This window comes from Paracoccus sp. PAR01, from assembly GCF_014851995.1.
GTDB classification, from domain to species: domain Bacteria; phylum Pseudomonadota; class Alphaproteobacteria; order Rhodobacterales; family Rhodobacteraceae; genus Paracoccus; species Paracoccus litorisediminis.
Window position 1 is genome coordinate 1 of record NZ_JACVAW010000016.1, and the last position, 13,188, is coordinate 13,188.

Consider the following 13,188-nt stretch of genomic DNA (forward strand, 5'->3'; position numbering starts at 1 on the left):
GGTCCAGATCCGGGTGGCGGTCCTCAACCGCTTCACGGCCCTCGGCATCCCGGTCACCGTGGCATTGGGATAAGTGTGTCCGGGGAAAGGGGAACTGCGGTCATCAACTGATTTGTACAACAGCGCCCTCCCGAGGAGATATATGTGTCGCTCTGGGGCCACCGCAAGCTGACAAAAACAGAGTAAACAGGAGCAGTACTGGCGTAAAAAAGTTACGATCTTTGGTGCTCTTGCACGATGGATGGCCAGACGAGATTTTTGCAATCACAGGCAAATCTAAGTCCCTCAAATGAAACGCGCAAAGGTGGGCATGAATTTTCCGATAGAGAATCTTTCATCTGCAGCACTCGAACCATAAATACCCGAGCGTCGTCACGCTAGGGTATTTTATAGCCTACCGACATCCTGGCCCAATGCATGATGAACATCATGTCTTGTTTATTTGGCAAGGGCTGCCGAATTATTGCACTGCTCGGTGCGGGAAGAAAGTTGTACCGCTTGAGTTTCCGTTTTGTCCGCAATGTCGACGCTTTGGTCGCCAGAATGGCAAGTCTTGATCGCTGAGGGATAAACTGAGGGAAAACGGGCGGGCAGTCTCAAAAATTCTAATGGTGTCAAGGGACGTTGCTCGGACGGGGAGTCCGCCTTTCCAGAGATCGCCGTATCATCTCCGCCACGCAATAATGCTTGCTCAGTTAACGAGCCGAGCGACATACAATCTTCGATCCAACTTTGAGCGAAGGTATTTCTATGATTGCGAGATACTTTCCTGCCGTTGTCCTAACCCTGACTGTGTTAAGTGCTCCAGCCATCGCTGGTTTCAAGACATGGACAGCAGAAGTTGAGGACGATCCGTTCAGTGGAAATAGCCAGGTCACTGTGGAGTATGCCATGTCAGTCCGTTCTGGTGTCCTCGTCATGTGTAGCGGGTTAAGTATGCATATCAAAGTGGTACCCGGGTACGAGTATACTGGAAAACAGCCCATGCAGGGCGAGTTCAAGATTGCCGTCGATGGGAGCGTTCTAGAATTTACCGATGATCCAGTTCTCTCGGTGGGTTCGGTGGACCAAAACCTCAATGCGATAGAGGCGGTATTCGACCTCGAAAATGCTCGCTTAGTTGCAAAAGCTTTTTCCGGTGCCAAGAAGCAGATCGCTATCAAGGATGCGATGTCAGATCAGCCGATTTTGCTGAAGGCCACAGGGAGCACCGTGGCATTCAATTCAATGCTCAGCAAGTGTTTGAAGGACGGTTGAACTCGGCCGTCATCAATCCTGTTTGAACATAGGCAGGGCTCGCCTAACTTGCTCTGAAGTCTGGGAAACGCCGTGAGGGACTACGCCGCTGGACTTTACGATCAAGGTCACAGACCTCGCCATAGTGTTTGTCACCCTCGTCGGCCCAGTGCTTGCGGTGCAGGCCCAAAAATGGCTTGAGGCTGGACGCGAGAAGTAAGAGCGTCGCCGTGCCATCTTTCGTACCTTGATGGCAACAAGAGCATCTTCGCTGTCTCCACAACACGTTGAAGCACTGAATGCGGTTCCGGCATTTATGTCGCGCCTTTCGCGTGGCACCGCGGCCCATCAGGTTGGACGTTGGTGGGGAGCTGATGCCCCCACCAAGTTTTCAGTTACTCGCGCTCCTTTGCCTTGCTATGAGTTCGACCGGCAAGTTCGATCACGTAGTGGACCAAAAACGCTTCAATCAATGACAGCGCATACTCGCTGTCGATCGGCAGCATGTCTACACTCAGATGGTGGTGATTGACGTACTATGCAGCGTCCCAAAGAGCCCGCGTCTCTTCGGGATTATCAGATTCCATACTGCGAATTACACTCTCAAAGGTAGAATTTGCTAAGGCGATAGCTTCCCTTCGATATGCCGCATCAAACGGAAGGGACTTGATGAGATAGCCGGACTTGATCCTCGCCGGGCGTTTGGGCTTCATAGTCTCGGATCAACAAGCCCCAACTTGCATATCCTTCCTGCTTGGCTATGAGAGCAAGCGCCTGATTCAATGGCATGCCTTCTTCTCGGCGCAGAAGTTTAGCTTTCCGCTTCAACTCATTGATGGGAGCAGATAGGTTCACTTGAGTTTCTCCTATTGCGAGCAGTATTTCACAATCCCTCCTTATGTGAGCGCTCGAACAGAAAAAGCTCTATGTCAGACCCTGCATGCTGAATACTTTCCCGTTGGAGGGGGAGGCTGGGGCGTCAGCTCGAAACAGATCGTAGCTTCGGGCAGTTCGGCCTTCGAGTAGTTTCGGTATGTAAGGCTATGCTTTTGCAACTGCGAACGCGGCTTTGTCCGCATTTCTACTGCGGCCGAGAGTCTCTCGCTGCGCGATGATTGTCCGGCCGCTTCGGTGAATGCTGCAGCACGGCATAGTGGCGAGCCGAAAGGCTGGAATGGGCTGGAGCCAGTCATCAAAAGCCGCAACCAGCGGTGCCTTGCCGGTGCTTTGGGCCGCCTGCCGACCCCAATCTCATAAGCAGCTAAGATTGAATGAATACAGATTTGTTCTCCAGAATATCAAACAGTGTTTGTATCCCGATTGAGGCAGAATCGAAGACGAGGGCCACGCTACCTGCCGTCGTGCTGAGGGAGTAGCCCTCAATATTGGTGCTCCAGATCAGTCGCGCCTGCACGTCAGCAGATCCATCCATCTGTCGCAAATCTAATAGCAGCCGGTCCGAGGACACGCGCGCCGCATCAAAGTTCTCGCGGATCGCGAGGGAATGCGAAACCGCGACTTCAATGCCTTCGCGGGCGAAGTTCGCTGCGATCCGGTTGGTTTCGGCGCAGTCGCCTTGCGCAAGCAATGCGATGCGTGTCACGCCGTGGCGCTTCAGCGTGTCGAGTGTCGCCAGCGCCGTCGTCGTCACCGGCACGCCGGTCAGGTCCTGCAATTCGGCACAAAGCCTGCGGTCGGGGTCAAAGCCCAGAAGCGCGCCGCGGGTGGCGTTCCAGCAGATCCCTTCGACCCGCGCTTCGGCCAGCATGCGCGCGGCAGCGCGGAAGACCGGCAGATCGTAGCCATCGGCGGGGTGACCGGCATAGGGCACGCGGGCGAAGCACAGATCGATATCGTCGCGCCCTGCGATCATGCGATGGGCGACGCGCTCGACCACGCGGTTGGAAGACGGCAGGATCAGGCCGATGGCTCGGCGGGGAGGGGCAAGGTCGGTCGTCATCGGCTCAGCCCTGCACCACCAGCGTGCGTGCAGCCGGCCAGCTCGCGGTCCACCGCGCGCCGATCTGGGGCATCTCGACCAGCTGGCCGGTCGGGATCGCCGCGACGATCTCGCCGCCCTGATGTTGCAGCCAGACCGACAGCGCCTGCCCGCGGAACGCGGTGCGCGCGACGGTCCCGGTGACGTGGTTCGGCTGGGGCATGCTCTCGCCCATCTGCATCGCGATGCTTTCGGGGCGGATGGCGATGGTCGCCTTGGTACCCTTCGGCAGATCGGGGGCGACCGTGCTGAGGCAGATCACTCCCGCCGCTTCCAGTGCCAGCCCCTCGGTGGAACTGCCCGTCACAGTGACCGGAAGAAGGTTGGTCACCCCCATGAAATCGGCCACGAACTGGGTGGCGGGGCGGTCATAGATGTCTTGTGCTGGGGCGACCTGCCGGAGGCGCCCGCCCTCCATCACCGCCACGCGATCGGCGAGGATCAGGGCTTCCTCCTGATCATGGGTGACGATGATCGTGGTCAGGCCCAGTTCGGCGCAGAGCGTACGCAGTTCGACCTGCATCTCTTCGCGCAGCTTGCGGTCGAGCGCGCCGAAGGGTTCGTCGAGCAGCAGCACGCGCGGCTGATAGACGATGGCGCGGGCCATCGCGACGCGCTGGCGCTGGCCGCCGGACAGTTGCGCCGGCATGCGGGCTTCAAAACCCGCCAGACGGACCTTGCGCAGGGCCTCGTCAGCACGGGCTGCGATTTCAGCCTTGGGCACACCGCGCATCTCCAGCCCGAAGGCCACGTTTTCGCGCACGGATAGATGCGGGAACAGCGCGTAGTCCTGGAACAGCATGCCGAGGTTGCGCTTATGGACCGGCAGATCAATCACCGACCGACCATCGATGATGACGTCGCCCTCGGTCGGTTCGATCAGGCCGGCGATCATCCGCAGGGTCGTGGTCTTGCCGCAGCCCGAGGGTCCGAGAAGGGCGAGGATCTCGCCCCCCTTGATCGTCAGATCGACGTTTTGGACGACGCGGTTGTCGCCGTAGCTGCGTCCCAGTCCGGTCAGGCGCACTTCCGCGCCGCGGGACTGATTGGTGATCGGTGCCATGCTGCTCTCAGACCGCGAAGATGCCGTTCATCCGCTCGGTCCAGGCCGAGCGGCGGGTGTTGATGAAATTCCAATCCGGGTTGAACAAACCGCGGCTGTCCATTTGGGTTTCCGGATAGGCGATGTATTTCAACGTCGCCTCCTCGAACGCGATCCCCGATACCGGCGGCGCAGTCAGCGCGAATTCCGAGAAGCTCTTTTGGACCTGCGCCTCAAGCATCCGGTTCATGAAGGCCACGGCAAGATCGCGGTTCGGGCCGCCTTTGACCAGCACCTGACAGTTGTTGCCGCCGAAGCTGCCCTCGGCTGGGAAGGCCATGGTGATCGGCGCACCCTTGGCGGCATAGGGATAGACGTATTTCGACAGCTCCATCAGACCGATGTCGGCCTGCCCCTGCGCGACCTCGTTCGCGGCCTGCGGACCATTGTCGAAGAGGTTCATGATATTGGGCTTCAGCGCCTCGACCTGATCGAAGCTGTCATCGATCAGGTATTGCGCTTCCGCGAAGGGCTTGCCCGATTTCACCGCAGCCGCGACAATCAGGAAGAAGACCGACGGCGTGTTTTTCGGGCTGACCAGCTTCAGCTTGCCGCGATAGGCGTCGCCCCAAAGCTCGGCATAGGTCTTCGGCGCTTCGATGCTGGTGTTGTGAAAGAGCCCCGCGACCGAGATCGCGACACCGGTGCCCCAGCCGTCATAGGCGAAACGCGGCATCAGATGCGCAGCAGCGGGCATGTCGGCCACCGGCAATTCCTCGATAAGTCCTTCGGCACGGCAGGTCGGGATCGCCACGTCGTCGATGAACATGACCGAGAATTTCGGGTTCGCCTTGGTGGCCTGCATCTTGCCGACATTGGCGAGGGTGAAGCCTTCCTCGGCGATGACGGTACAGCCGAAATCGGCCTCGAACTGCGGGATGATGTTCTTGCGCACGAACTCGCCCTGCGAGCCGCCCCAGATCCCGATCTGGATTTCCTTGCCCTGCGCCCAGGCGCCTTTGGACAGGATCATCGGGGCAGCAAGGGTGAAAAGCGAGAGGGCGGCGAAGCGGCGACGGGACAGAAGGGTCATGTCGGAACCTTTCGGATGACGGGTTGAGGATCAGGAAATCAGGCGGGCGAGGCTGATGCCGAAGGCCTTCTCGATCACCAGCACGAGGAGGAGGGCAAAGAAGATCATCAGCGCGGCCATGGCGGCGATGGAGGGATCGAAGGAACGTTCGATCATCGAATGCAGAAACAGCGGCACCGGGAAGTTGCGGCCATCGGCCAGCCACATCGAGATCGGGTAATCGTCGAACGAGACGATGAAAGCGAAAATGCCACCAGCGCAGATGCCGGGTCGCACCTGAGGCCAGACCACCCGGCGCGCCACGGTAAGGGGCGAGGCACCCATGACCGAGGCCGCATCTTCCAGCGAGCGGTTCACCAACACGAAGCTGCCCGAGACAGTGCGGATCACGTAAGGCAGGCAGACGACGGTGTGACCGATGACCAGTTGCGCGAAGGTGGCGCGAGAGCCAAGCAACGCGAAGGTCTGCAAGAGCGCAACCCCGATCACGATCAGCGGCACGATCAGCGGCGACAGGATCAGGCCGAGGATCAACCCTTGCCCCGGCAGGTCGTAACGCACCAGACCGGCGGCGCAGGGAACCCCGAGGATCAGCGAGATCAGGGTGACAACGCCGGCGAGCTTCAGCGAGAACAGGAAGGTTCCCTGCGCCTCGGCATCAGTCAGTACCTTGCCATACCACTCGGTCGTGAAGCCCTGCGGCGGAAAGGTGATGAACGGCGTGTCCGAGACCGACATCAGCACCGGCACCACCAGCGGGGCGACGACCAGCGCCAGCAAGACCCAGACGCAGATTTTCAGGGCGGGGCTGATATCGTCGTTCATTTCGACCCTCCGGTCCATTTGGCGAAGCGGCGGTTGACCAGCCGCAGGAAGACAATGTTCGACCCCAGCACCAGAACGATCAGCAGGGTCGAGATGGCGGCACCGAAAGGCCAGTCGTTCAGCGTAAGGATCTGCTGCTCGATCAGCGTGCCCAAAAGCGGCGAGAAGTTTCCGCCAAGGATCTGCGGGGTGACGTAGGCGGCGGCGGCCAGCGAGAAGACCAGCGAACTGCCGACTGCGAGGCCCGGAAGACTAAGCGGCAGGATGACCCGGACGAACACCCGGAACCGCGACGCCCCGGCGACGCGGGCGGCTTCTTCGACCGACCGCTCGATCCGCCTGATGGCCGATGCCAGCGGCATCACCATGAACGGCAGGTAGACATGGACACAGGCGATCAGCACCGCCCATTCGGTGTAAAGAAGCGAAGGTGTCCCGGTGATGCCAACCTGTTTCAAAGCCCAGGCCAAGGCCCCGCTCTTGTTCAGGATCGTTTGCCAGCCATAGGAGCGCACGACCACATTCACCAGCAGCGGCGCGAGGATGGTCAGCGTCACGATCCGCGCCAGACCGGGCTTGCCGCGGGCGATGGCGATGGCCAGCGGATAGGCGAGCACCGCAGCGACGAGGCAGGTCAGCGCCGCCACCCGCGCCGTGCGCGCGAGGATGCGCAGATAAAGGTCGGTCTGGAACAGCCGCAGGTAGTTGTCGGCAGTCAGCCCCGGCACCGTCACCCCCTCGACCACCTTGGCCGAGACGCTAAGCCAGACCATCGACAGGACCGGCCAGGCGAACCAGACCATAAGGAACAGGATCGTCGGCGCGACCATCAGCCAGCCGACATGCTGGCCGCTCTGGAACGGCGGGGCGGCGCTTTTCGCCGCAAGGGGCGCAAGGGTGCCCGGCGCTTCGGCGGTGGCCGAAGGCGTTGCGATCAGTCCGGTCATTGGGTGTGTCCGAGGTGATCCGCATCCGGCTTTGGCCCGTCGCGGCGTGGTTATCTGACCCGACATTCCCGCAAGAAACCGTTGCCGTCCATCTCAGTTTAAGCAAAGTTCCATTCTAGAAATTAGAACGGATTTTCCCGATGCGCGGATCGCTTCTGCCTGCCGCCTTGCGTTATGCCGATCAGGTCGCCCGCTCCGGTTCCGTCCAGCGCGCGTCGAAGGAGCTGAACGTCGCCGCCTCTGCCGTCATCCGCCAGATCGCGCTTCTGGAGGAAAACATCGGCACCGCGCTCTTCGAACGCGTCCCGCGCGGTATGCGCCTGACCCCCGCAGGCGATGCGCTGATCGCGCTTGTGCGGCGCTGGAAGGCCGATGAACGCCGGGTTGTCACGGAAATCCAGCAGTTGCAGGGCGTCAATCAGGGCCATGTGCGGCTGGCGGTGATGGACAGCCATGTGAACGGTTTCCTGCCCAGCTTCATCGCTGATCTGGCGGTCAGCCATCCGCGCATCTCGCTAGATGTCACCGTCGCGAGTCCCGACGACGTGATTCAGTCGCTTGCCGTCGGCCAGGCCGATCTGGCAGCCGTCTTCAACCTGCCCCCCCGCCGCGACCTGCATATCCTGTGGAGCGCCGAGCTGCCTTTCGGCTGCGTCGTCGCCCCCGGCCACGACCTTGCCCGCCGCGGCACCACCAGTCTGCAGGAAGCCGTCGCCTATCCGATCGTGCTGCAAAGCCGGGCACTGGTAATCCGCCGCTTCCTCGATGCGCATTACAACTGGGCGCTTGAGGGCAGCCGCAAGCTGATCGAGACCAACTCGCTGCAACTCGTCAAGCAGTTGGCCCGCAGCGGGCGGTATATCGCCTTTACCTCGGAGCTTGACGCGGCACCCGAACTGGAGGCGGGCGAATTGATTTTCCTGCCCGTCCGCGACAAGGCAGCAGAACCGCAAAGCGTCAGCGTGGCGATCAATGCCAGCGCGCCGTTCTCTCGCGTCACGCGCATCGTCGCGGACGGCTTGACCGCTCGCGTGCAGCGGGCTCTTGAGGATGCGCGCGCGGCTGGCACCCGCTGAGGACCCGAGCCCGGCCCACCGCACGGAGGTTTTGCACATCCTCTGCCCCGCTACCCTGCGCCGCAGCGACCTACCGCGATCAGAATACGGGCTGAGCCCTCATCGGCTGGCAGGTGAAAAGACATGCGGTCTTGCCGAGCACCTACAGGGTAAAGGGATGTAGCACGATATCGGGCAGCGCCGAACTGATGCTGGGCAGGGCCTCGGCCCGCCCCCTAAAGCCGGAACAGCAGTTGGAACGCCCGGCTCTGTGGGCAGCCCAGTTCGCCTCATTCCCTCCATAAGTGAAGGTTTCTTTCACAGGCCTCATCGGGACGGGATATACCAGATCGGCGAGGTGAATGCCCTTTCGGTGATGGTCATGCGCACGTCCTGACCGGGTGTCAGGCCGTAAAATTTCGCATCACGGGCTGTCCAGCGCGGCGTCGGGATTTCGATGACGCGGGCGTAGTAAAAGGCCTTCAGCGCCGGATCGAAATCGGGATCTGTCCAGACGGCGATCAACTCGGGATCTCCGATCGTATTGGTATAGCTGGCATCCGCGATATCGACGGTGGTGCCGACCGAGGGAAGCTTGCCCGCGGCATCGGGCTTGCGCGTTGTGGCGTCGCCCCAAGCCACGTCATGGACGCTTTCCTGTGTATTTCCCTCGGCATCGATCCAGCCCTTGATGATCTGGACCCGATCCAGATTGGCGCCGATCGGGTCCTTCAGCGCCGCGACAAGGAAGCTGGGGGACTTGCCAGCGGGTACGTTTACCAGATCGCCGCCCATCGGCACGCCCTTGCTGTAGCCTACCTGAGCCGGGCGGCGGGTTTCGGCATCCCCGGGACCAAAGTCCCAGCCGCCAAAGAACCGCACCGTGATCCGCGTGCCGGTGGTGGCATAGGTTTCCTTGCGCTCCATTGCGTCGAAGATGGAAGCGCGCGTGTTTTCGACCGCCCAGACCCCGGCCAATCCCGCCGCTCCTACCTCCCATTCACTGACCGTGCCGATGTCGGTCTTGACGAATGGTTTGGCAATGCGCTCGGGGCTTGGCTCCATCGAGACGGTCTTGCCAAAGAAATTATCCTCTTCGAAGGACGAGAACCCAAGGTGGCTGTCGGTCGATCCCACCAGACCGAACTTGTAGGGGTTGGTGCCGAACTGGGCCTCAAGCTTCATCCCATTCAGCAGTGCCGTGCGGGCGTATTCGTGCTGAAGCATCTCGGGCTTCTTGGCCACCGTCATGGTCAGGTTGCCCTTGTCCCAGATCTCGAAATCCGCGAACTCGTCGTTCGGCGACAGATTGGGGTGCGTCTCGCCCGTACCCTTGGTCTGGGTCACCTCATAGAGCTTCTCCCATCTGGCGCGCTCGGCGACATAATCGGCGTCGACGGGCTTTCCGAACTGCTCGATGGTGGGAAACATCAACCCGTTGGACAGGTTGCCGTTATGCGCGATCGCAAGGACATGCCCGCCGGTCTTCTGCTCATAGGCGCCCATCCATTTCCACAGGTCGACCGGGTCCTGACTGCCATGCGGCGGCAGCGTGACCATAGGGTCCATCTGCACCGCAAGATCGCCGCCATCGCGGTAAATCACGTTGCGATGCAGATTGTCGCCCGTGCCTACCTGTGAGGTCCATTCATAGGCGATCAGCGCGGTGAACTTGCCGGGATCGTTGGCTTCCTCGGCGGCGGCGATGATGTCCTTCCAGGTGTCCTGATACAGTTTCGTGCCGGGCTGCGACATGATTTCGATGGGAAAGCTGCCATTCGAGAATGCGGTGATGATCTGGATGGCCGCCTCGGCCCCCTTGCCGGACTGCATCAGATCATACCAGCCCTTTGCCTGCGCATTGGCTAGGATGTCGGGATTGCCTGCGGCGAACTCGTTGAAAAAGCCCATATTGTCGGAATGGTCGGTGACGGCGGTGAAATCCAGTGGCCGCGAGATGCGGACGGGCTGGCCGGTATTCGACACGATCTCCTGGCCCTTGGCGAAGCGATAGGCGTCACGGGGGCCAAGGCGTGCCCCGAATGTGCCTGCATCGAAGGAAAGGGTCGTATGCAGATGGGTTTCGCCAAAGAGCGGGCGGTCTGGAAAGTTGCGCCCGGCATTGGGGGAGTATGGCGGTGCCTTGTTCAGGGTGGTGAGCGCTGCCGGGTCATGGCCATGCGGATCGGCGATATCCTGCTGTGCCAAGGCAGGCGTCGCGGAAGGGCTGGCAGCGATCGCGGCAAGGACGATTGTCCTTAGTCTGTCCGGTTTCATCTTCGCCTCCTTGCATGGGATTGTCGGATGGGGTCAGGCTGTCATCAGTCGCTCCAAGGTCCAGAACGCGGCGACAGCGCCGATGGCATAGGCCGGAACCTGCCCGAGCCATTTCGGTGGCGCAGGAAATACGGACCGTCGCAGCAGCCAGAACAGCCCGAGGATCACCGCGACAAAGGCCAGTTGTCCCGCCTCGACGCCCAGATTGAAGGCCAGCAGTGCTGCTGGAACATCGCCTTGCGGCAGGCCGATCTCGCGCAGCGCACCGGCAAATCCCAGCCCGTGCAGCAGGCCAAAGACAAAGGCCACAATCCAAGGCGCGCGTGCGGTCGACCCCGGTCGCCCCTGCCGCATCAGCAGCAATTCGCGGGCGAGAAACACGATGCTCAGCGCAATCACCGCCTCGACCGGGACCTGCGAGACCCGCACAACGCCCAAGCTTGACAGGGCCAGCGTGATGCTATGGGCCAGCGTGAAGGCGGTGATCGTCTTGACCAGCTGCCAGTTCGCACCAACGATCAGGGTCAGGGCCAGCACGAACAGCAAGTGGTCGGTTCCCGACAGGATATGGTCAAAGCCCAGCACGGCATATTCCGCCCCCACCGACAGCGCGCTGCGTGGTCCCCTGACCATCATCACCGCCGAGGACGGGCGCAGCAGATCTGTCTGGGTGGTGCCATCGGCTAATTCTATACGGGCGATGACCTCGGCGCTGGTTTTGGGCAGGCGGGCGATCGCGATCTGTCGCCCGATCAGCCCGGACTTGCCGCAGTCCAAGAGCATCCGCTGGACCGAGGCACCGGGAACCTGATACTCGTGCTTGGTGGAGGCGCTGCAGCCCTCGGGCCAATCAATGGCAAAGCCGATCACATAGTCGCCGCGCATCGGACGCTTCCACAACACGTCATACTGTCCCGGACCGAATTCGCGAATATCCAGATAGGCCGGGCGGGATTCATGCGCCGCCAGCGGCTGGAGCAGGCCAAGCAGCACAAATATTGCGACAAGCAGCCAGCGCATCACGAGCCGCCCCCGCCTGCTTGAACGGGGGCAGGGGGCGGCAGCACCACCTCGTAACGGGCCAGCAGCTGGCGATAGACCGCCTCATTGGCCGCGCGGCGCTGGTCATAGCGCCAGTCTTCCTCGACGCGCTGTCTGACCTTCTCGAACGGCAGGACGGCGCGCGGAGCCTTGTCTGAAACCCAGACCAGATGCAGGCCGTATCCCGAAGCGATCGGACCGGCCCAGCGTCCGGGCGGGGTCTGCAACACGGACGCGGTGAAGTCCGGGCCGAACATGGCGGTGACCTCGGCATCGTCGATTCTGTCGAAACTGGTGGGCAGAGATGTGGCATCGCCAAGCGTATCGGCTGCTTGCGGCCCCGTTGCCCCTTGCAGCGCGGCAAGCGACTTGGCCGCCGCCATTTCCGCAGGCAGACCCGGTCGCTCAAGGTCGAAACGGATCTGGCTGAAGCTCAGCCGGGCCGGCTGGGTGTAGCGGTCGGTCCGCGCGTCGTAATAGGCGCGCAGCACCGCCTGATCCGGGTTCGCGTCATAGGCCAGATCCTGCGTCAGGAATTCGTATTTCTGGCGCAGATGGCGACGGATCACCACGTCGTCGCGGTCCAGCCCCAAAGCCAATGCCTCCTGATACAGCACCTGTTCCCTGACCGCCTCGCGGATCAGCCCGTCTAGTTCGGCGGCGGTCGGCGGGCGCTGCCATCGCTGCGCCCAGGCGGTCGCCATCCTTTCAACCTCGTTTCCGGTTATGACGATCCGATGATCCTCGGCGGCGGGTTTGGTCGTCTTCGCCTCGCTCAAAAACGCAAAGATCAACCCGCCAAGGATCGCGAAATGCAAAAGCGGCTCACGCAGGAGACGGGCGGGAAGCTTGGGTCGCTTGGCCATTTCATCCTCGCTGGAAGCGGCGTGGAGCGTCGGACTGCGGTCAGAAATTATAGGTCAGCGCCAGAACCGGGCCGCCCATCCCGATCGACATGTCGGGACCGTCGAGTTCCCTGCTGATTTCCATGTGCCGGTAGCCGAACTGGGTCGACCACTTCTCGTCAAAGGCATAGCCGACGCCAGCATAGATCTGCCATGTCTCGTCATCGCCACCCGAGCCGCCCCAATCGGCGAAACCGGACAGGAACCAGTTGTCGTTGATGGGCACGGACAGGCGCGCGGCGATCAGCGGATCGGTCCAGCTGCCATTGAAGCTTTGCGAGGCGGCGGGGCGGCGGCCCGGACTCAGCGCAACATCGACATCAACGTCGAAGTGGCGAAAGCCCGCGCCCAGATCAAGCAGCATCTGCGGATTTTCCACAACGCGGTAAAGTACATAGCCGCTGATCGCCGTCGTCTTTACGTCGACCGTGCCGTCACCGTAAAGCGCAAAGGGCGTGTCCTGCGACGATGACAGGTCGGAATAAAGAAGATCACCGATAAAAGCCCAGCGGCCGTACTGCGCCGAAAAGCTGCCCATGAACGCCATGTCCAGATCCGACAGGGCGTCACTGGAGCTTGAATCCGCCTCGACCGTTCCGAACCTTGTGTCCACCGAGGAGGACATGCCCGGAAACCAGCCATAGATCGTCGCCTTGTAGGTCCAGTCTGCGTCCTGCGCCGCAGCGCCATTCGCGCTGATCAGGCCAAGCAGCAGAATTGCAAATTTGGTCATCCTCATCCTCCATCGGCTACCCAGACGCTGGCCCA

Annotated in this window: 11 protein-coding genes and 1 pseudogene; 3 read left to right on the forward strand and 9 right to left on the reverse strand. The window is 61.3% G+C overall.

The genetic code is table 11. The features are described from left to right. Window positions 1-984 precede the first annotated feature (984 nt). Both IB235_RS18710 and IB235_RS25900 read left to right on the forward strand, forming a co-directional pair. Complete coding sequence (locus tag IB235_RS18710) at window positions 985-1,257, forward strand: hypothetical protein (RefSeq protein ID WP_192337993.1); 273 nt, start codon at window positions 985-987, stop codon at window positions 1,255-1,257. A gap of 211 nt (window positions 1,258-1,468) precedes the next feature. Beyond that, window positions 1,469-1,534, forward strand: a pseudogene (locus tag IB235_RS25900) (DUF6680 family protein); the annotation flags it as partial. Window positions 1,535-2,497: 963 nt separating this feature from the next. On the opposite strand, the gene IB235_RS18715 reads toward IB235_RS25900, so the two are convergent. Genes IB235_RS18715 through IB235_RS18735 form a run of 5 tightly spaced genes read right to left on the reverse strand, consistent with a single transcriptional unit; the run spans window position 2,498 to window position 7,142 of the window. Then, the gene (locus IB235_RS18715; protein WP_192337994.1) at window positions 2,498-3,196 is read right to left on the reverse strand and encodes a hypothetical protein; all 699 of its coding nucleotides are present in this window, start codon (window positions 3,194-3,196) and stop codon (window positions 2,498-2,500) included. Between the two features lie 4 nt (window positions 3,197-3,200). Continuing rightward, the gene (locus IB235_RS18720; RefSeq protein WP_192337995.1) at window positions 3,201-4,298 is read right to left on the reverse strand and encodes an ABC transporter ATP-binding protein; all 1,098 of its coding nucleotides are present in this window, start codon (window positions 4,296-4,298) and stop codon (window positions 3,201-3,203) included. 7 nt (window positions 4,299-4,305) lie between these two features. Then, a complete protein-coding gene (locus tag IB235_RS18725; RefSeq protein ID WP_192337996.1) occupies window positions 4,306-5,370 on the reverse strand; it encodes an extracellular solute-binding protein in 1,065 nt (354 codons plus the stop codon). Between the two features lie 30 nt (window positions 5,371-5,400). Continuing rightward, entirely contained in the window at window positions 5,401-6,195 is a 795-nt protein-coding gene (locus IB235_RS18730; RefSeq protein WP_192337997.1) for an ABC transporter permease, read from the reverse strand. After that, the gene (locus tag IB235_RS18735) at window positions 6,192-7,142 is read right to left on the reverse strand and encodes an ABC transporter permease (protein ID WP_192337998.1); all 951 of its coding nucleotides are present in this window, start codon (window positions 7,140-7,142) and stop codon (window positions 6,192-6,194) included. Before IB235_RS18735 ends, IB235_RS18730 begins: the two co-directional genes overlap by 4 nt. A 140-nt stretch (window positions 7,143-7,282) precedes the next feature. Here IB235_RS18735 and IB235_RS18740 point away from each other — a divergent pair, with 140 nt between their 5' ends. Beyond that, window positions 7,283-8,218 (forward strand): LysR family transcriptional regulator, encoded by a 936-nt coding sequence (locus tag IB235_RS18740; protein WP_192337999.1) that lies wholly within the window; start codon window positions 7,283-7,285, stop codon window positions 8,216-8,218. Window positions 8,219-8,524: 306 nt separating this feature from the next. Here the strand turns inward: IB235_RS18740 and IB235_RS18745 are convergent, their stop codons facing one another. From IB235_RS18745 to IB235_RS18760, 4 genes are read right to left on the reverse strand one after another with little or no spacing between them, the layout of a single operon-like run. Next, window positions 8,525-10,474: a DUF3604 domain-containing protein gene (locus IB235_RS18745; RefSeq protein ID WP_192338000.1), complete on the reverse strand. Its 1,950-nt coding sequence runs from the start codon at window positions 10,472-10,474 to the stop codon at window positions 8,525-8,527. A gap of 33 nt (window positions 10,475-10,507) precedes the next feature. Beyond that, on the reverse strand, window positions 10,508-11,494 hold the full coding sequence (locus IB235_RS18750; protein WP_192338001.1) for a HupE/UreJ family protein: 987 nt from the start codon (window positions 11,492-11,494) through the stop codon (window positions 10,508-10,510). Then, entirely contained in the window at window positions 11,494-12,381 is an 888-nt protein-coding gene (locus IB235_RS18755) for a peptidyl-prolyl cis-trans isomerase (RefSeq protein ID WP_192338002.1), read from the reverse strand. Before IB235_RS18755 ends, IB235_RS18750 begins: the two co-directional genes overlap by 1 nt. Window positions 12,382-12,421: 40 nt before the next feature. Further along, window positions 12,422-13,153: an outer membrane beta-barrel protein gene (locus tag IB235_RS18760; RefSeq protein ID WP_192338003.1), complete on the reverse strand. Its 732-nt coding sequence runs from the start codon at window positions 13,151-13,153 to the stop codon at window positions 12,422-12,424. Window positions 13,154-13,188: the final 35 nt, after the last annotated feature.